Raw genomic sequence first — 17,751 nt, forward strand, 5'->3', positions numbered from 1 at the left:
GCCGCGCCCGAGGGAGTCCCACCGATGTCGGAGCCAGCCGCCTCCCACCGTGATCTGCGTGCCCTGGTGATCAACTGCACGCTCAAGCGGTCCCCCGAGCGGAGCCACACCCAGGGGCTGATCGACATCAGCACCGGCATCATGGAGCGCCAGGGCGTCCAGGTCGAGGTGATCAGGGCGGTGGACCTGGACATCGCAACCGGTGTCTGGCCCGACATGACCGAGCACGGCTGGGAGACCGACCAGTGGCCGGTGGTCTACTCCCAGGTGATGGCCGCCGACATCCTCACCCTGGCCGGGCCGGTGTGGCTGGGCGACAACTCCTCCGTCATGAAGCAGGTGATCGAGCGGCTCTACGCCTGTTCGTCGATCCTCAACTCCCAGGGCCAGTACGCCTACTACGGCCGCGTCGGCGGCTGCCTGATCACCGGCAACGAGGACGGCGCCAAGCACTGCGCGATGAACGTCCTCTACAGCCTCCAGCACCTGGGCTACACCGTCCCCCCGCAGGCGGACGCGGGCTGGGTCGGCCCGGCCGGCCCGGGGCCGTCCTACCTGGACCCCGGCTCGGGTGGCCCCGAGAACGACTTCACCAACCGCAACACCACGTTCATGACCTGGAACCAGCTCCACCTGGCCCGCCTGCTGAAGGACGCCGGAGGCATCCCGGCCCACGGCAACCAGCGCTCGGAGTGGGACGCCGGCTGCCGCTTCGACTTCGAGAACCCCGAGCACCGCTGACGGTTCACACTCGGCCGAACTCCTCCACCGCTGCCGTCACGATCGCCTCCAGCTGCGAGTGGTGGGCGCCGCGCCAGTACACCCGCTCGCAGTCGGCGCACTGCGCGAAGACGTCGTACGAACGCTCGGTCCCGTCCCGGAGCTGCTGCCTGACCTCCGCCTTGGCGGTGTCGCGCAGCGTCCCGTTGCAGGCCGTGCACCTGGTCCAGGGCGCGAGCGGCGGGGCGAACCGGGAGAGCACGTCCCGTAGTTGCTCGGCGGGGCGGTGGCTGTACACGTAGGCGCCCGCCCAGAGTTCGCGGCGGTGCAGCAGCCCCCGGTCGCGGGAGAGCATGACCCGCTGTTCGGCGGCCGAGCGGGCTGCCAGGGCCGGGTCGCCGATGTCCACGTTCTCGTACGCCGCGTCGATGCCCAGCAACCGGAGCCGGCGGGCGAGCGTGCCGAGGTGTACGTCGAGCAGGAAGCGGGCCGGTCCCGGGAGTTGCTGGGGCCTGGTCACGGCCTCCACCGAGATCCGCTCCCCGGCCTCGGGCACGTGGGCGGTGGGGACCGGTACACCGCCCACCCGCAGGGCGCCGACCTCGGTGAGCGGCACGCCGAGCGACTCCACCACGTGACCGAGCGTCGAGACGCCGTCGGTCCGCACCGCCGACCAGCCCGCCCGCCGGCTCGCGCCGACGAAGAGGTGCAGCTCGGCGGCGAATTCGATCCAGATCTCCGGCTTCTCCACAGCAGCAGCATGCCAGCCGCCGCCCCCGGGGTCCCACGCGGGTCACGCCGCCGGCAACCGCGCAACATGATCGAAGCCCTTGACGATCAGTCGGACGGCGAGCGTGACCTCCCAGGCGAACACCGGCACGGCCGCCAGCGACCCCAGCGGGGAGACCTGCCCGTACACCCCGAACAGCACGGCGACGGCCGAGGCGCAGATCAGCGGGCCACCGACCAGCCCCAGCACGGCGATGAAGCGGGGCACCAGCCGCGAGCGGTACATCAGGACCGCCAGCACCAGCGTGTTCGCCCCGAGCACGAAGTTGGGCCCGAGCAGGAACGTCCAGTCGTGGACGGCCACCAGCGCTCTGGCCACCGTGGCCACCTCCCCGCCCGGCGCCTCCCGCCGCAGCGTGACCACCGACAGGACAGCGATGATCCCGAGCGCGATCACGGCGCCTTCGAGCAGCCGGCCGCAGACGTACCCGAGCGCGGCTCCCTCGTTGCACCGCTTGACCACCGGAAACAGCACGATCCCGGTGCCGATCACCGCCAGCACGAGCACGATCTCGCACAGCGCCCCCGCGAACACCCGGGCGTCGGCTCCGGCGCCGAGCACGTAGCCGGCGTCCTTCAACGCCGGGCCGTACAGCAGCAGGCCGGCGATCGCGGCCACCTCGGTGACGAGGAACAGCACGCCCGTGACCAACGCGGTCCTTCTGATGGAGCTCATCAGTACCCTCCCAGGGAGTGGTGTACGGCGTACACCCGAGACAGAGGTTAGGCGTACGCCGTACACTCGTCAACACGAGCCGCCGGTCGTCCGGGCGGATCACGACGGAACTGAGAGAGCTGAGGAAGCTGACGATGACTCGGGAACCGGCCCCCCGGGCACCGTTGAGCCGCGAGCGGGTGCTGCGCGCCGCCGTCGCGCTCGCGGACGCGACCGGGATCGACGCCCTCAGCATGCGCAGGCTCGCGCAGGAGCTGGGCGTGGTGCCGATGGCGCTGTACAAGCACGTCGCCAACAAGGACGAGCTCCTGGACGGGATGGTCGACTGCGTGCTCGGCGAGATCGGCCCGGCCGTCCCCGGCCCGGACTGGCGCAGCGCCGTCCGGGCGCGGATCCTCGCCGCCCGGAGCGCGCTGCTCGGGCACCCCTGGGCCTCGCAGGTGATCCAGTCCCGCCCCGCGCCGACCCCGGCGCTGCTCGGGTACACCGACTCGGTGATCGGCCTGTTCCGCACCGGCGGCTTCTCCGTCGACCTCACCCACCACGCGATGCACGCTCTCGGCAGCCGGATGCTCGGCTTCACCCAGGAGCTCTTCGACGTCTCCCCCGGCGCCTCCCCGGCCGACCCCGCCGTGCTGCGGGCCATGGCGGCGCACTACCCGTACGTCGCCGAACTCGCGACGGCCGGGGCCCACGACGAGAAGTCCGTCGTGGGCCCCGGCTGTGACGATCAGTTCGAGTTCGAGTTCGCCCTGGACCTGCTCCTGGACGGTCTCGAAGGTCTCCGGCAGCGAGGCTGGTCCTCGGCCGGGCAGCGCCTCACGCCCAGGGGCTGACCACCTGGAAGGAGCTGTCGGCGCGGAAGGTGTCGTTGTCCTGGTAGAGGTCGGCCCGCAGCTCGTAGTTGTAGTGGCGCAGGTAGCGCCCGGGGTAGTTGTACGACTCGAGCGAGACCGAACCCGCCGCCGAACCGGGCCGGGCGCAGTAGGTGGCGTCGCCCCGGAAGGCGGCGGAGCCGTCGTTGCCGTCCAGCCGGAGCTTGAAGTCCCAGTGGCGGAAGTAGCGGCCGTCGGCGGCGCGCAGCGAGTAGCAGTTGGCGTCCGCCAGACCGGGCACCACCGTCACGGTGGCGTCCTGCTTGACCGTGCTGCTGCTCGTCGAGCTCACCGGGTCGAGGTAGCCCAGCCCGGAGCGCGAAGTGACGTAGCGGTCCGGGAAGTTCACGGACCGGAGCGAGCGGGTGGTGTTGACCGGCAGCGTGGTGCCGCCGGGGACGGTCTCCCTGAGCACGGTGAAGTGCCGGGCGAAGCCGGTCAGTCCGGGCAGCTCGGTCGGTGTGGTCCAGGTGGCCAGACCGTCATAGCTGTCGCTGTAGTAGTACTTATGCGCGCTGTAGCCGTCGTAGTAGATCCGCCAGCCGCCGTTGTCGAGCTGGACCAGCGCCGGGCCCTCGACCCAGTTGCCGAAGCCGGCCCAGTTGCCGGTGCCGGTGATGGTGTACGGGCCGCCGAGACTGCTCGCGGTGGCGTGCTCCAGGTACTTGGTGGTCTCGTTCTTGGTGATCGCGTGGTAGGTCGAGCCGATCTTCACCACGAAGGTGTCGATGTGGTTGCCCGTGATACCGGCCAGCGGGGTCGGCGAGGTCCACGAGGTGAGCGCCGAGTTGGTCGCGGTCAGCCGGTACGGCTGGAAGTCCGCGCCGGAGGCCGAGGTGGAGAGCGAGACGATCACGTTGACGCTGCCGTCGGTGTCCACGTGCCACTCGGGCGCCCAGGTCCGCTGCAGGCCGGCCAGCGGGATGGTGTGGTTGCCGAGGAAGGTCCAGTTCACCCGGTCGGTGCTGGAGGCGAAGCCGATGGTGTTGCCGGACCAGTCGGTGGTGTACGTGATGTAGTACTTGCCGTCGGTGTGCCGGATGATGCTCGGGTCCCGGATCAGGCCCGAAGGCGGCGTGTACGCCGAGGACTTGAGCAGCCGGTAGCCCGTGCCGTCCGGGGAGTCGTAGACGTACATGTTCGACTCGCTGGTGTTGGTGAACGCGGTCATGGTGTACCGCGTCGTCGAGCCGGCCGGGGGCGCGGCGGCCGACGCACCGGTGACCGGTACGACGGCGAGGGCCAGGGCGGCGCCGAGTGCGGCCGCCAGCCGGCGGAGGGTTCCTGACAAGGTGTCTGCTCCTTCTGGGGTGGACGGGCCCGACTGTCGGGGGCGAACGGCCGGACCCGCGAACGTGGGGGCCTACTGCTGGTAGAAGGTCGCGTCGGCCTTGCCGACCGTGGTGCTCACCGGCTGGATCTGGAGCAGGTAGTCGTAGTGCCGCAGGTACTGGCCCGGCAGGCCGTACGCCTCGTAGGAGACGGCGGCCGGGTCGGCGAGGCCGGGGCGCTGGTGGAAGCTGGCGCTGTCCTTGAAGGCGGTGGAGCCGTCGCTCTTCTCCACCCAGACGTCACCGTTGCGCGAACGCAGGTAGTAGCCGGGGAAGTTGGCCGACTCCACCGACACCGTGCCGGAGCCGGAGAGACCGGGCACGGTACGGAACTGCGAGTCGGCCAGGTTGGTGACGTCGGCGTCCAGCCGGGCCCGGTACTCCCAGTGCCGGATGAACCGGTCGGGGTAGTTGTAGGAGGACAGCCGGACCGGGGTGGCCCCGTCCGCGACCGGGATGCCGAAGTTCGGCGTGCCGTCGGCGTTCCAGTACAGCTTCTGCACCCGGGTGCGGCGGTTGGGGTCGTTCAGCGGGTCGCCGACGATGTCCTTGTAGCCCCGGTCGTGGTACACGAGGATGTCGCTCTTGCCGTCCTCGGAGGTGGTGAACTGGTTGTGCCCGGGGCCGTACTGGGAGGTGGCCGCGTTGCTGGTGAAGACCGGGGTGGCGGTCTTCGTCCAGGAGGCCGGGTTGGTCAGGTCGCTGCTCGCCGAGGCGGTGAGCAGGCCGAGGCAGTAGTTGCTGTCGGTGGCGGCCGCGGAGAAGGTCATGAAGACCTTGCCGCCGTGCTGGATCACCGCGGGGCCCTCGTTGACCTTGTAGCCGACCGACTCCCAGGCGTACGTCGGGACGGTGAGCCGGGCCGGGGTCCCGCTGATGGTCCAGGGGTTGGCCAGCTTGGCGATGTAGATGTTGGAGTTGGTCGCGATCGCCGGGTCCTTCTGCGCCCAGCTCAGGTAGCGGACGCCGTTGACCACGAAGGTGGTCGCGTCGAGCGAGAAGCTGTCCATCGGGGTGGCTATCCGGCCCTTCTCGGTCCAGCTGCCGGTGACCGGGTCGGCGGCCGAGCTCTCCAGCACGTACATCCGGATCTTCCACTGGTCGGCGGAGTCCCCGGCCGCGAAGTAGACGTACCACTTGCCGTCGATGAAGTGGATCTCCGGCGCCCAGATGTGGTTGGCCATCGCGCCGCTGGCGTGCTTGGTCCAGATCACCGTCTCGGGGGCGGTGGACAGGCCCTGGATGGTGGTGGCCCGGCGGAGGATGATCCGGTCGTACTCGGGGGCGGTGGCGGTGAAGTAGTAGAAGCCGTCGGTGTGCTTGTAGATCTGGCCGTCGGCGCGCTGGCTGATCAGGGTGTTGGTGTACGACACCGCGGGCGAGGCCGGGACGGCCGCCTGCGCGGGGGCCACCGGCAGCATCAGGGCCGCCAGCAGCGCGGCGCCGATCGTCAGGGAACGGGTCTTCGTCATCGCGCTTCTCCTCAGTTGGCGGTGATCTGCCACTGCTGGCAGGCGTTGTTCAGCCAGGACCACTGGCGTACGTCGGTGCCGTCGGCCGTACCGCAGTTGGTCACGTCGGCAACCTTGCCGCTGCTCGCGTTCACCAGCCGGACCCAGCCGCCGGAGTCGCTGAGCACGAGGCGGAAGCGCTGGCAGCTGTTGTTCAGCCACGACCACTGGCGGAGGTCCGCACCGTCGGCGGCTGAGCAGTCGGCCAGGTCGAGCACCTTGCCGCTGGCGACGTTCACCAGCCGGCTGGTGTCGTCCGCCTGGTCCTCCACCCGCCACTTCTGGGCGTTCGAACCGTTGCAGGTGAACAGCCGCACGTTCGCCCCGTCGGCCGGCGAACCGTCGGCCAGGTCGAGGCACTTGCCGCTGTTGCGGTTCACGAAGCTGTAGCTGCCCGGCGTCACCGCGGTCTCCCCGGACGGGCCGGCCAGCGAGGTGCCGAGCGCCACCGGGGTGCCGAAGTTCGGGGTGCCGTCCGCGTTCCAGCTGAACTTCTGCGCCCGGGTGGTGCGGTTGTTGTCGCAGCCGCCGGCCGCCGAGTTGTTGGCGTGGTAGACGATCCAGTCCTCGGTGCCGTCCGGCGACTTGAAGAACCCGTTGTGGCCGGGACCGTACACCCCCGCCGCGTCGTTGCGCTGGAACACCGGCGTCGACTTCTTCGTCCAGGAGGAGGCCGACAGCGGGTCACTGCCCGTCAGTTCGAGCTGACCGAGCTTGTAGTCCGGCGTGGTGCAGTAGCTCCCGGAGTACACGATGAAGGTCTTGCCGTTGTGGTAGAGCGGCTCCGGGCCCTCGTTGACCGCCGCACCGGACTTCTCCCAGGCGTAGGTCGGCGTCGAGATGACGCTCAGCGCACCGCTCACCGTGTACGGGTTGCTCATCGGCGCGATCACCAGATTCTGGGTGCCGCCGCTGAACGCGCTGCCGAGCAGGTAGAGCGCGCTGCCCACCTTGAGCACGCTCGCGTCGATCAGCCAGGTGTCGCTGCCGGGCGCGGCCAGGTCGTTCTTGAAGCCGTACGGACCCATCGGGTCGGTCCCGACGCTCTCGGCCACGTGCAGGCGCTGGGTCGCGTTGTAGTCGGCGATGCCCTGCCCGGCGACGTAGTAGAGGTACCACTTGTTGTTGAAGAAGTGGATCTCGGGCGCCCAGATGTTGCAACACCGTTTGGGGTTGGTGTCCTTGAAGATCTGCACGCTCGGCGCGGTCGCCAGCCCGGCCAGGGTCGGTGACTTCCTCATGGTGATCTCGGACGACCAGGAGGTGGTGACCAGGTAGTAGTTGCCGTTGTAGTACTCCAGCCAGGGGTCGGCGCCCTTCTGGGACTTGACCGGGTTGGTGTACGTCCGCCCGGCCGCCGCGGTGGCGGGGCGCTCGGCGAGCGTGCTGCCGAGCAGGGCCAGCACCGCGACCACCAAGGCGATCCAGGGGTACGAGCGGGTACGGCTCATGGAGGGTCCCTTCGAGGGTGGCGTCCCCGCGGGCACCGGCGAAGGTGCGGCCGTTCAACGGCACGGCGGGGGCGGCGGTTCGGCACTGGGGCTCGTGGATACCGCCGACACCCCGCCGTTCGTATCGGCCGCGTGTCGAGAATGTTAACGCTCACAGAACGAGGGTCAAGGCCCCCGACGATCTCGTTCGGATCACTCCACCGACAGCCGGTAGACCGTGGTCGACCGGTACCGCTCCCCCGGACGCAGGACGGTGGAGGGGTAGTCGGGGAAGTGCGGCGAGTCCGGGAAGTGCTGGGTCTCCAGCGCGATCCCGGCGTACCGGCGGTAGGGGCTGCCGCCCGGGCCGGTGAGGCGGCCGTCGAAGTGGTTGCCGGTGTAGACCTGCAGCCCGGGCTCGGTGGTCAGGCAGTCCAGCCGCCGGCCGCTGCCGGGGTGCAGCAGGGTGGCCGCCTGCCGGAGGCCCTCGCCGGGCCTGAGCACCCAGTTGTGGTCGTACCCGTCCCCTGCCAGCCAGATCTGCGGGTGTGCCGCCGAGACCCGCCCGCCCAGACCGGTCGGCGCGGTGAGGTCGAACGGCGTGTCCACGACCGGCTCCGGCGGGCCGAACGGGATCAACTCCCGGTCCACCGGCAGGTACTGGTCCGCGGCCACCTGGAGCAGGTGGTCCAGCACCATCCCGCTGCCCTCGCCACCGAGGTTGAAGTAGGCGTGGTTGGTCAGGTTCACCACCGTCGGGGCGTCGGTGACCCCCTCGTACGAGATCGTCAACTCGCCCGCACGGTCCAGCAGGTACGTCACGGACACGTCCACCGCGCCGGGGAAGCCCTGGTCGCCGTCCGGGCTGTGCAGCTCCAGGCGGACACCCACCCGGTCGCCGTCCCGCACCTCCGTACCGTTCCACACCCTGGTGGCGAAGCCGTCGGGCCCGCCGTGCAGGGTGTGGCCGTTCGGCTGGGCGGCGAGCCGGTGCACCGTGCCGTCGAGCGGCAGTTGGCCGCCCGCGATCCGGTTGCCGTAGCGGCCCACGGTGGCGCCGAAGTACGCGGCCTCGCCGAGCAGGTCGCCGGTCGAGGTGCCACCGAGCACCACGTTGGCCCGGCGTCCGTCCCGGTCCGGCGCGTGCAGCGACTGGAGGCGGGCACCGAGGCTGAGCACCTCGGCCGTGACGCTGCCCGCCGTACCGAAGACCCAGCGGTCGACCGCCCGGCCGTCCGGCAGTTCGCCCGCGTGGTGGTGCTGGATGGTCAGGTCACCGGTCATCGCACGGTGCTCCGTTCACTCAAGACGGATGGGGCGACGCCCGGTTCGGACGCCGCCCCAGGGACTCGTTAGGACTAGAAACCCTGCGCCAGGCGGTGGTAGGCCTGGTTCCAACGCAGCTCCTTGGTGAGCTGACGGATCGTCGTGTCGGCGTCGATCAGGACCAGCTCGGTCGAGAGCATCTCGGCCAGGTCGTCCAGCTCCTCCGCGCCGAGCGCACTGCTGAGCACGGTGTGGTGCGGGGCGCCGGCGGCCAGCCAGGCCTCGGCGGAGGTCCGGAAGTCCGGCCGGGGCTGCCAGACCGCGCGGGCCACCGGGAGGCTGGGCAGCGGGGCGGCGGGCTCGACCACGTCGATCTCGTTGGCCACCAGCCGGAACCGGTCGCCCATGTCCGCCAGACCGACCACCACGGCGGGGCCGGGCTCGGCGTCGAAGACCAGCCGGACCGGGTCCTCGCGGCCGCCGATGCCCAGCGGGTGGATCTCGCAGGACGGGGTGGCGGAGGCGATGCTCGGGCAGACCTCCAGCATGTGCGCGCCGAGGATCAACTCCCGTCCGGGCTCGAGGTGGTAGGTGTAGTCCTCCATGAAGGAGGTGCCGCCGGACAGGCCCTGCGCCATCACCTTGAGGGTGCGCAGCAGGACGGACGTCTTCCAGTCCCCCTCGCCGCCGAAGCCGTACCCGTCGGCCATCAGCCGCTGCACGGCCAGGCCGGGGAGCTGGCGCAGTCCGCCGAGGTCCTCGAAGTTGGTGGTGAAGGCCTTGAAGCCGCCCTCCACCAGGAAGCCGCGCAGGCCGAGCTCGATCCGGGCGGCGTAGCGCAGCGAGTCGTGCCGCTCGCCGCCCAGCCGCAGCTCGGGGGCGAGCCGGTACAGCTCCTCGTACTCCTTGACCAGCTCGGTGATCTCGGCGTCGCCGGTCGAGTCGACCACCTCGACCAGGTCGTTGACGCCGTAGGTGTTGACCGAGACGCCGAACCGGAGCTGGGCCTCGACCTTGTCGCCCTCGGTCACCGCGACGTCGCGCATGTTGTCGCCGAAGCGGGCCAGCTTGAGCGAGGTGAGCTCGGCGCGGCCGGCCGCGGCGCGGGCCCAGGAGGCGATCCGGACGGCCACCGAGGGGTCGCTGACGTGACCGGCGACGGTCTTGCGGGTGACGCCGATCCGGGACTGGATGTAGCCGAACTCGCGGTCGCCGTGGGCGGCCTGGTTCAGGTTCATGAAGTCCATGTCGATGGTGCCCCAAGGCAGTTCGACGTTGGCCTGGGTGTGCAGGTGGAGCAGCGGCTTGCGCAGCGCGTCCAGTCCGGCGATCCACATCTTGGCCGGCGAGAAGGTGTGCATCCAGGCGATCAGGCCGATGCAGTCGTCCGCCGCGTTGGCCTCCAGGCAGACCCGGCGGATCGCGCCCGCGTCGGTCAGGACGGGCTTCCAGACCACCTTGACGGGCAGCGAGCCGCCCAGGCTCTCGGCGATCTGCTGGGACTGCGCCGCGACCTGACGGAGCGTCTCCTCGCCGTACAGACCCTGGCTGCCGGTCAGGAACCAGACCTCACGGACCTCGGTGGACTTCATGCGTGGGTCTCCTTAACGGGCTGCTGGCCGTACACGTTCTGGTAGCGGAAGTTGAGGCTGTCGATGTCGCTCTGCGCGATCGGCAGCGGCTCGCCGAGCTGGCGGGAGATGTGCACCGTGCGAGCGACGTCCTCGCACATCACGGCGGCCTTGACGGCGGACTTGGCGTCCTTGCCGATGGTGAAGACGCCGTGGCTCTTCATCAGCACGGCCGGCGAGCGGTGCCCGCCCAGGGTGTCCACGATGCCGCGCCCGATCGAGTCGTCCCCGATCAGGGCGAACGGGCCGATCGGGATCTCGGCGCCGAACTCGTCGGCCATCGCGGTCAGCACGCACGGCACGGCCTCGCCCCGGGCGGCCCAGGCGCAGGCGTACGTGGAGTGGGTGTGCACCACGCCGCCGACCTCGGGCATGTGCCGGTAGACGTAGGCGTGCGCCGCGGTGTCGGAGGACGGGCTGTGCTCACCCTCGACCACGTTGCCGTCGAGGTCGCAGAGGATCATGTTCTCGGGTGTCAGTTCGTCATACGCGACGCCGCTGGGCTTGATCACCATCAGGTCCTGGCCCGGGATCCGGGCGGAGACGTTGCCGGCCGTCCAGACCACCAGCTGGTAGCGGACCAGCTCCTGGTGCAGGTCGCTGACCTGACGGCGCAGCAGCTCGATCGGGTCGGTCATGATTCCTCGCTGTTCCGGGTCGCGGCCTGGGCCGTCAGGGCGGTGTTGCGGATGCGGCGCAGCCGGTGCAGCTGCTTGTCGGCGGCGGTGCCGAAGTGCCGGTGCAGTTCGGCGTACTCGGCGTACAGCGCGTCGTAGGCGTCGGCCCGCTCGGGGTCGGGCAGGTACGCGGCGCGCTCGACCCGGCCCATCGCGGCGGCGGCGGTCCGGACGTCGGGGTGGGCCCCGGCGGCGACGGCGGCGTGGATCGCCGAGCCGAGGGCCGGGCCCTGGGCGGATGCGGCCAGCGAGACCGGGCGGCGCAGCACGTCGGCGTAGATCTGCATCAGCAGGGCGTTCTTCTTCAGACCGCCGGTGACGATGAACTCGGTGACCGGGACGCCGCCCTGCTCCAGCGCCTCGACGATGGTGCGGGTGCCGAAGGCGGTGGACTCGAGCAGCGCGCGGTAGACGTCCTCGGGGCGGGTGGCCAGGGTGAGGCCGACGATCACGCCGGAGAGGTGGTGGTCGACCAGAGTGGAGCGGTTGCCGTTCAGCCAGTCCAGCGCGACCAGTCCGTGCCCGCCGACCGGCTGGCCGGCGGCCTTGCGGGTGAGCAGCTGGTGGGCGTCCTCGCCGGCCGCCTCGGCCTCGGCCAGGTAGTCGGCGGGCAGACCCTGCCGCAGCCACCAGGCGAAGATGTCGCCCACGGCGCTCTGCCCGGCCTCGTAGCCGTAGGCACCCTGGACGATGCCGCCCTCGACCACACCGCAGATGCCGGGGACGTCGGCCAGGGCTGCGCCGTTGACCACGTGGCAGGTGGAAGTGCCCATGATGGCGAGCAGCTGGCCGTTCTCGACGGCCTGCGCGGCGGGGGCGGCCACGTGGGCGTCCACGTTGCCCGCGGCGACCGCGATGCCCTCGGGCAGGCCGGTCCAGGCGGCGGCCTCGGCGGTCAGCGAGCCGACCCGGGAGCCGAGCTGGGCGAGCGGGTGCTCCAGCCGGGTGCGGGCGAAGTCGGCGAAGTCGGGGTGCAGGGCGGCGAGGTACTCCTCGGAGGGGTAACTGCCGTCCTGGAAGATGCCCTTGTAGCCGGCCGTGCAGGTGTTGCGGCTCTCGGCGCCGGTGAGCTCCCAGATGATCCAGTCCGCGGCCTCGATCCAACGCTCGGTGGCGGCGTAGACCGTCGGGTCCTCCTCCAGCAGCTGGAGGGCCTTGGCGAACTGCCACTCGGCGGAGATCTTGCCGCCGTACCGGCCGATCCACTTCTCACCGCGCTGGTGGGCCAGCTCGTTGATCCGGTCAGCCTGCCCCTGGGCGGCGTGGTGCTTCCACAACTTCGGCCAGGCGTGCGGGTGTTCGGCGAGCTCGGTCTCGGCCAGCGGGGTGCCGTCGGCCCGTACGGGAAGCACGGTGCAGGCGGTGAAGTCGGTGGCGATGCCGATCACGGCAGCCGGGTCGACGCCGCTCGCCGCCAGCGCGGCGGGGACGGCGGTACGCAGTACCTGACGCCAGTCCTCGGGGTGCTGGAGCGCCCAGTCGGGCGGCAGCAGGGCGTCGGTGCCGGGCAGTCGGGTCTCGATCACACCGTGCGGGTACTCGTGGACGCCGGTGCCGAGCTCCTCTCCGTCACTGACTCGCACCACGACGGCGCGGCCGGAGAGGGTTCCGAAGTCGACGCCGACGACGTAGCGCTCTGAGGTCTCGGGTGTCGGTGGCACGTTCACGTCCTTCTTGAGAGTGGGTCTGGTGCCGGCCGCCGGGCGGGTCCGCGACGGTGCGGGCCCGGCGGCCGGTCCGCCGTTCCGGGGAAGCTCCTGGGAACGGGGCCGCGCGGCTGGGCGACCGAAGCGGGTGGGCCGGTCCAGCGGGCGGAGCGTGGGGTGACGGTCAGCTTCGTCGACGCGAGGTCAGCAGCCGCTGCAGCAGGATGAAGACGAACAGCAGGGCGCCGATCACGATCCGGGTCCACCACGAGCTGAGCGTGCCCTGGAAGCTGATCACGGTCTGGATCAGACCGAGCACGAGCACTCCCAGCACGGTGCCGAGCAGGTAGCCGGAGCCACCGGTGAGCAGCGTGCCGCCGATCACCACCGCGGCGATCGCGTCCAGCTCCAGGCCCACCGCGTGGAGTCCGTAGCCGGAGAGCATGTAGAAGGTCATCAGCACGCCGCCCAGCGCCGAGCAGAAGCCGCTCACGCCGTAGACGCCGATCTTGGTCCGGGAGACCGGGAGACCCATCAGCACCGAGGACTGCTCACTGCCGCCGAGCGCGTACACGTTCCGGCCGAACCGGGTGTAGTGCAGCACCACGAAGGCCACCCCGACCGCCAGCAGCGCGACCAGCACGCTCGGCGAGATGAACAGGTCACCCAGCGGGATCCTGGTCTGGGCCATCGACGTGTACGTCGGGTCGGTGATCGAGATCGAGTCGATGCTGATGGTGTAGCAGAGGCCACGGGCCAGGAACATGCCGGCCAGCGTGACGATGAACGGCTGGATCTCGAAGGTGTGGATCACCCAGCCCATCGCCAGACCCGCCCCGGTGCCGACCGCCAGCACCAGCGGGATCACCAACAGCGGCGGCCAGCCGTGCAGTTGGACCAGCCAGGCGGAGAGCATGGTGGACAGCGCGACCATCGCGCCGACCGAGAGGTCGATGCCGCCGGTCAGGATCACGAAGGTCATGCCGACCGCGACCACCAGCAGGAAGGCGTTGTCGATCAGCAGGTTCAGCAGCACCTGGCCGGAGAGGAAGCCGTCGTAGCTCACCGAGCCCGCCGCGAACATCACCACCAGCAGGACGGAGGTGACCAGCATCGGGATCTGGCTCCGGCCGTGCCGGCCCAACCTCGACAGGACGGTGTCGGTGCTCATGCGCCGACCTCCAGCTTCTTCGACGCCACCGGCCGGCTGCCGTGCCGCGCGCCGGACCTGCGGCGGGCGGCCTTGGCGCGGAACACCGGCGACTGGACCAGACAGACGGTGATCACCACGACGGCCTTGAAGACCAGCGTGGTCTCCGGCGGGATGCCGATGGTGTAGACGGTGGTGGACAGGGTCTGGATCACCAGTGCACCGAGCACCGTGCCGCCGAGCGAGAACCGCCCGCCGTTGAGCGAGGTGCCGCCGATCACCACCGCGAGGATGGCGTCCAGCTCGATCCAGAGTCCGGCGTTGTTGCCGTCGGCCGCCGAGACGTTGGAGCTGATCATCAGCCCGGCCAGTGCGGCGCAGAGCGCGCTCACCACGTAGACCAGACCGATCAGCCCGGCCGCCCGGATGCCGACCAGCCGGCTGGCCACCGGGTTGCCGCCGACCGACTCGAGCAGCATCCCGAGTGCGGTGCGCCGGGTGAGCATCGAGGCGAACAGCACGACCACGGCCGCCAGCAGGATCGAGAACGGCACGGTGAGCCAGTAGCCGCCGCCGATCAACTTGAACGGCTCGCTGGTGACGGTGATGATCTGACCGTCCGTGATGAGCTGGGCCACACCGCGCCCGGCGACCATCAGGATCAGGGTGGCGATGATCGGTTGTACCCCGACCCTGGCCACCAGGACGCCGTTCGCAGCGCCGAGCACCAGCGCCACGCCGAGCGCGATGGCCACCGCCGTCAGCACCGTACCGACGCTGCCCGGGTCGGCGGAGTCACTGATGTGCAGGCAGGCCAGCGCCGCGGCGATGGCCACGGTGGAGCCGACCGAGAGGTCGATCCCGCCGGTGGCGATCACCAGCGTCATGCCCAGCGCGACCAGGATCAGCGGCGAGCCGAAGTGCAGGATGTCGATCAGGCTGCCGTACAGGTGGCCATCCCTGACCCGGATGGCGAAGAAGTCGGGGGTGAACGCCAGGTTGGCGAGCAGCAGCGCGATCAGCACTGCGGCGGGCCAGAACAGGCGGTGCTTGGTCACCATTTTCATGAGGTGGCTCCGCTCGCGATGGTCGCCATGATCCGCTCCGGGGTGAGCGTGCCGTCGTTGCGCAGTTCGGCCACCAGCCGGTGGTCGCGCAGCACCCCGACCCGGTGGCTGAGGCGCAGCACCTCCTCCAGCTCGGCGGAGATGAACAGCACCGACATACCGTCACCGGCCAGCTTGGCGACCAGTTTCTGGATCTCGGTCTTGGCACCGATGTCGATGCCCCGGGTCGGCTCGTCCAGGATCAGCAGCTTGGGGTCGGTGATCAGCCAGCGGGCCAGCAGGACCTTCTGCTGGTTGCCGCCGCTGAGGTTGCGGATCAGCGCCTCGGGGTTGTTCGGGCGGATGTCGAGGGCGCGGATCCAGCGGATCGCCAGCTCGTCCTGGGCCGAGCGGGAGAGCGGGCGGGTCCAGCCCCGGGCGGCCTGCAGGGCCAGCACGATGTTCTCCCGGACCGTCAGTTCCCCGACCAGGCCCTCGGTCTTGCGGTTCTCCGAGCAGAACGCGATCCCGTGGCCGATCGCGGCCCGGGGGCTGCGCAGCGCGGTGACGGTTCCGTCGATCTTCAGGGTGCCCTGGTCGCTCTGGTCGGCGCCGAACAGCAGTCGGGCCGCCTCGGTCCGTCCCGAGCCCAACAGGCCCGCCAGACCGACCACTTCACCGGGCCGGATGGCCAGGTCGTACGGTTCCACGGCGCCCCGGCGGCCGAGGCCCTCGGCGCGCAGGAAGGAGGTGCCGGTGGGCTCGGTCCTGGCGGCGTCGGCGAGCTCGGCCAGGCCGGTCAGCTCGCCGCCGATCATCCGGGCGACCAGCTGGCCCTGGTTCAGCTCGCTGGTGAGGTACTCGCCCTCCTGGCGGCCGCCGCGCAGGATGGTCAGCCGGTCGCAGATCTCGTATATCTGGTCCAGGAAGTGGGAGACGAACAGGATCGCCACGCCCTGGTCGCGCAGTCGGCGCAGCACGGTGAAGAGCTGGCGCACCTCGTCGCGGTCCAGGCTGGAGGTCGGCTCGTCCAGGATCAGTACCTTGGCCTGCACGTCCACCGCGCGGACGATCGCGACCAGCTGCTGGACGGCGATCGAGTGGCTGTTCAGCGGGGTGGTGACGTCGATGTCCAGGTCGAGCGCGGCCACCGACGCGGCGGCCCGGCGCCGGAGTTCGGACCAGTGGATCATGCCGAAGCGGCGCGGCTCGCGGCCGATGAAGATGTTCTCCGCGACCGAGAGGTTCGGGCAGAGGTTGACCTCCTGGTAGACGGTGCTGATGCCGGCCTGCTGGGCCTCCAGCGGACCGCCGATCCGTACCGTCTGCCCGGCCAGGGTGACCTGGCCGCCGTCCGACTCGTACACGCCGGTGAGCACCTTGATCAGGGTGGACTTGCCCGCGCCGTTCTCGCCCATCAGCGCGTGCACCTCACCGGGGAAGAGCCGGAAGTCGACCCCGTCCAGTGCCACCACGCCGGGGAACTCCTTACGGATTCCCCGTACTTCCAGGACCGGTTGCGCTTGCACCCGCTCCTCCTCTCGTGGTCGGCGTGCGGGCGGCCGTCCGCCGACGGCCGCCCGCACACCGTGTTCGGTCAGTACTGACGGGTCGGCAGCGCGGCGGCCGCCTGGTCCATGGTGAAGACGCCCTCGACGGTCTTGATCCGTCGCTCGACGGTCTCGCCCTTCTTGACCTTCTTGATCAGGTCCATCAGCTGGTCACCGAGGAGCGGGTTGCACTCGACGTCGACGTTGATCTTGCCGGCGGCCATCGCGGTGAAGGCGTCCTTGACACCGTCCACCGAGATGATCTTGATGTCCTTGCCGGGCGTCTTGCCGGCCTCCTCGATCGCCTGGATCGCGCCGAGCGCCATGTCGTCGTTGTGCGCGTACAGCACGTCGATCTTCGGCTGGGACTTCAGGAAGGCCTGCATGACCTCCTTGCCCTTGGCGCGGGTGAAGTCACCGGTCTGCGAGGCGACCACCTTGAACTTCGCGTCGCCCTTGATGACGTCACCGAAGCCGGCCTTGCGGTCGTTCGCCGGGGCGGAACCGGTGGTGCCCTGGAGCTCGACGATGTTCACCGGGTCGGTCTTGCCCTGGTACTCCTTGACCAGCCAGTCGCCGGCCTTCTTGCCCTCCTCGACGAAGTCCGAGCCGAGGAAGGTGGCGTACAGCGACTCGTCCTTGGAGTCGACGGCACGGTCCGTCAGGACGACCGGGATCTTGGCGTCCTTGGCCTCCTTGAGCACCGTGTCCCAGCCGGACTCGACCACCGGCGAGAAGGCGATGACGTCCACCTTCTGCTGGATGAACGAGCGGATCGCCTTGATCTGGTTCTCCTGCTTCTGCTGAGCGTCGGAGAACTTGAGGGTGATCCCGGCCTTCTTCGCCGCGTCCTGGACCGACTTGGTGTTGGCGGTGCGCCAGCCGCTCTCCGCGCCGACCTGGGAGAAGCCGACGGTGAGCGCCTTGTCGCCGCTGCCGCCCGCCTTGTCACCCGAACCGCCGCCCGAACCACAGGCGGTCAGGGCAACGGCCATCGCGGTGGTGATCAGGGCCACCGCAGCTCTCTTGGACATTTGGGGGTTCCTCTCGGGTGGGGGCTTGCGGGATGCGACCGGGGGCGATACGCGACCCGAGCACGAAAGGTGGGTCCTCCGAGCGGCGTCCGCGGTGAACGGGCGATGCCGGGAGTGTTTCGTCTGAGTGAGATTGTTAACGCTAACAATTCGCCGGGGCAAGGGCTGGGCGGTCAGTTACCGAATCTTGACCGGGGGCGGCGTTCGCTCGCGGCGGGCGGTCTACCGGATCTTCGGTCGGCGCTTCCCGGCAGGGGCGGCGGATGGCGCCTCGTACGGGCGGCTGCGGGCCGCGCTCCGGGCAGGCGTCGGCGCAGCGCGGCTACTGCCCGACTCCCGTGCCGACTCCCGGCAGGCAGGCGTCAGGGCCACCCGGCACGGGCTCCAGGGCAGGCGTGAGCGCGCCGCTGCGCGGCCGA

15 protein-coding genes are annotated in these 17,751 nt (G+C 70.3%); 2 read left to right on the forward strand and 13 right to left on the reverse strand.

Going from position 1 to position 17,751, the window contains the following annotated elements:
- The first annotated feature begins 24 nt into the window (after positions 1-24).
- Positions 25-741, forward strand: coding sequence for a flavodoxin family protein (locus ACKUU6_RS01050; protein ID WP_407986435.1), 717 nt, complete (start codon positions 25-27; stop codon positions 739-741).
- 4 nt (positions 742-745) lie between these two features.
- Here ACKUU6_RS01050 and ACKUU6_RS01055 read toward each other — a convergent pair whose 3' ends face one another.
- Together ACKUU6_RS01055 and ACKUU6_RS01060 are read right to left on the reverse strand one after the other, a co-directional pair.
- On the reverse strand, positions 746-1,471 hold the full coding sequence (locus ACKUU6_RS01055; protein WP_407986436.1) for a Mut7-C RNAse domain-containing protein: 726 nt from the start codon (positions 1,469-1,471) through the stop codon (positions 746-748).
- A 42-nt stretch (positions 1,472-1,513) separates the two neighbouring features.
- The gene (locus ACKUU6_RS01060) at positions 1,514-2,185 is read right to left on the reverse strand and encodes a DUF4386 domain-containing protein (RefSeq protein WP_407986437.1); all 672 of its coding nucleotides are present in this window, start codon (positions 2,183-2,185) and stop codon (positions 1,514-1,516) included.
- A 134-nt stretch (positions 2,186-2,319) separates the two neighbouring features.
- On the opposite strand from ACKUU6_RS01060, the gene ACKUU6_RS01065 reads away from it, so the two are divergent.
- The gene (locus ACKUU6_RS01065) at positions 2,320-3,021 is read left to right on the forward strand and encodes a TetR/AcrR family transcriptional regulator (RefSeq protein WP_407986438.1); all 702 of its coding nucleotides are present in this window, start codon (positions 2,320-2,322) and stop codon (positions 3,019-3,021) included.
- On the opposite strand, the gene ACKUU6_RS01070 is transcribed toward ACKUU6_RS01065, so the two are convergent.
- The 11 genes from ACKUU6_RS01070 to ACKUU6_RS01120 form a co-directional block, all read right to left on the reverse strand.
- A complete protein-coding gene (locus ACKUU6_RS01070; RefSeq protein ID WP_407986439.1) occupies positions 3,005-4,351 on the reverse strand; it encodes a glycoside hydrolase family 43 protein in 1,347 nt (448 codons plus the stop codon). The genes ACKUU6_RS01065 and ACKUU6_RS01070 overlap by 17 nt on opposite strands.
- 72 nt (positions 4,352-4,423) lie before the next feature.
- Positions 4,424-5,863 (reverse strand): family 43 glycosylhydrolase, encoded by a 1,440-nt coding sequence (locus ACKUU6_RS01075; RefSeq protein WP_407986440.1) that lies wholly within the window; start codon positions 5,861-5,863, stop codon positions 4,424-4,426.
- An 11-nt stretch (positions 5,864-5,874) separates the two neighbouring features.
- On the reverse strand, positions 5,875-7,353 hold the full coding sequence (locus tag ACKUU6_RS01080) for a family 43 glycosylhydrolase (protein WP_407986441.1): 1,479 nt from the start codon (positions 7,351-7,353) through the stop codon (positions 5,875-5,877).
- 192 nt (positions 7,354-7,545) lie between these two features.
- Positions 7,546-8,616: an aldose epimerase family protein gene (locus ACKUU6_RS01085; protein ID WP_407986442.1), complete on the reverse strand. Its 1,071-nt coding sequence runs from the start codon at positions 8,614-8,616 to the stop codon at positions 7,546-7,548.
- Positions 8,617-8,690: 74 nt separating this feature from the next.
- Complete coding sequence (araA, locus tag ACKUU6_RS01090) at positions 8,691-10,190, reverse strand: L-arabinose isomerase (RefSeq protein WP_407986443.1); 1,500 nt, start codon at positions 10,188-10,190, stop codon at positions 8,691-8,693.
- Positions 10,187-10,867 (reverse strand): L-ribulose-5-phosphate 4-epimerase, encoded by a 681-nt coding sequence (locus ACKUU6_RS01095; RefSeq protein ID WP_407986444.1) that lies wholly within the window; start codon positions 10,865-10,867, stop codon positions 10,187-10,189. Before ACKUU6_RS01095 ends, araA begins: the two co-directional genes overlap by 4 nt.
- Complete coding sequence (locus tag ACKUU6_RS01100) at positions 10,864-12,567, reverse strand: ribulokinase (RefSeq protein WP_407986445.1); 1,704 nt, start codon at positions 12,565-12,567, stop codon at positions 10,864-10,866. Before ACKUU6_RS01100 ends, ACKUU6_RS01095 begins: the two co-directional genes overlap by 4 nt.
- A 169-nt stretch (positions 12,568-12,736) precedes the next feature.
- Complete coding sequence (yjfF, locus tag ACKUU6_RS01105) at positions 12,737-13,723, reverse strand: galactofuranose ABC transporter, permease protein YjfF (RefSeq protein ID WP_407986446.1); 987 nt, start codon at positions 13,721-13,723, stop codon at positions 12,737-12,739.
- Positions 13,720-14,769, reverse strand: coding sequence for an ABC transporter permease (locus ACKUU6_RS01110; protein ID WP_407986447.1), 1,050 nt, complete (start codon positions 14,767-14,769; stop codon positions 13,720-13,722). The genes yjfF and ACKUU6_RS01110 overlap by 4 nt, the downstream gene beginning before the upstream one ends.
- Positions 14,766-16,277, reverse strand: coding sequence for a sugar ABC transporter ATP-binding protein (locus ACKUU6_RS01115; protein WP_407986448.1), 1,512 nt, complete (start codon positions 16,275-16,277; stop codon positions 14,766-14,768). Before ACKUU6_RS01115 ends, ACKUU6_RS01110 begins: the two co-directional genes overlap by 4 nt.
- A 68-nt stretch (positions 16,278-16,345) precedes the next feature.
- Positions 16,346-17,332: an ABC transporter substrate-binding protein gene (locus ACKUU6_RS01120; RefSeq protein WP_407986449.1), complete on the reverse strand. Its 987-nt coding sequence runs from the start codon at positions 17,330-17,332 to the stop codon at positions 16,346-16,348.
- Positions 17,333-17,751: the final 419 nt, after the last annotated feature.

Origin of the sequence: Kitasatospora sp. CMC57, from assembly GCF_045866025.2 — a bacterium.
In the GTDB taxonomy this organism is placed as follows: domain Bacteria; phylum Actinomycetota; class Actinomycetes; order Streptomycetales; family Streptomycetaceae; genus Kitasatospora.

What these genes read in the sequence shown, in the direction of transcription:
- ACKUU6_RS01060 (WP_407986437.1), bottom strand. Translation starts at nt 2,185, where the DNA reads ATGAGCTCCATCAGAAGGACCGCGTTGGTCACGGGCGTGCTGTTCCTC.
- ACKUU6_RS01120 (WP_407986449.1), bottom strand. Translation starts at nt 17,332, where the DNA reads ATGTCCAAGAGAGCTGCGGTGGCCCTGATCACCACCGCGATGGCCGTT.
- ACKUU6_RS01065 (WP_407986438.1), top strand. Translation starts at nt 2,320, where the DNA reads ATGACTCGGGAACCGGCCCCCCGGGCACCGTTGAGCCGCGAGCGGGTG.
- ACKUU6_RS01085 (WP_407986442.1), bottom strand. Translation starts at nt 8,616, where the DNA reads ATGACCGGTGACCTGACCATCCAGCACCACCACGCGGGCGAACTGCCG.
- ACKUU6_RS01110 (WP_407986447.1), bottom strand. Translation starts at nt 14,769, where the DNA reads ATGAAAATGGTGACCAAGCACCGCCTGTTCTGGCCCGCCGCAGTGCTG.
- yjfF (WP_407986446.1), bottom strand. Translation starts at nt 13,723, where the DNA reads ATGAGCACCGACACCGTCCTGTCGAGGTTGGGCCGGCACGGCCGGAGC.
- ACKUU6_RS01075 (WP_407986440.1), bottom strand. Translation starts at nt 5,863, where the DNA reads ATGACGAAGACCCGTTCCCTGACGATCGGCGCCGCGCTGCTGGCGGCC.
- ACKUU6_RS01080 (WP_407986441.1), bottom strand. Translation starts at nt 7,353, where the DNA reads ATGAGCCGTACCCGCTCGTACCCCTGGATCGCCTTGGTGGTCGCGGTG.
- araA (WP_407986443.1), bottom strand. Translation starts at nt 10,190, where the DNA reads ATGAAGTCCACCGAGGTCCGTGAGGTCTGGTTCCTGACCGGCAGCCAG.
- ACKUU6_RS01095 (WP_407986444.1), bottom strand. Translation starts at nt 10,867, where the DNA reads ATGACCGACCCGATCGAGCTGCTGCGCCGTCAGGTCAGCGACCTGCAC.
- ACKUU6_RS01050 (WP_407986435.1), top strand. Translation starts at nt 25, where the DNA reads ATGTCGGAGCCAGCCGCCTCCCACCGTGATCTGCGTGCCCTGGTGATC.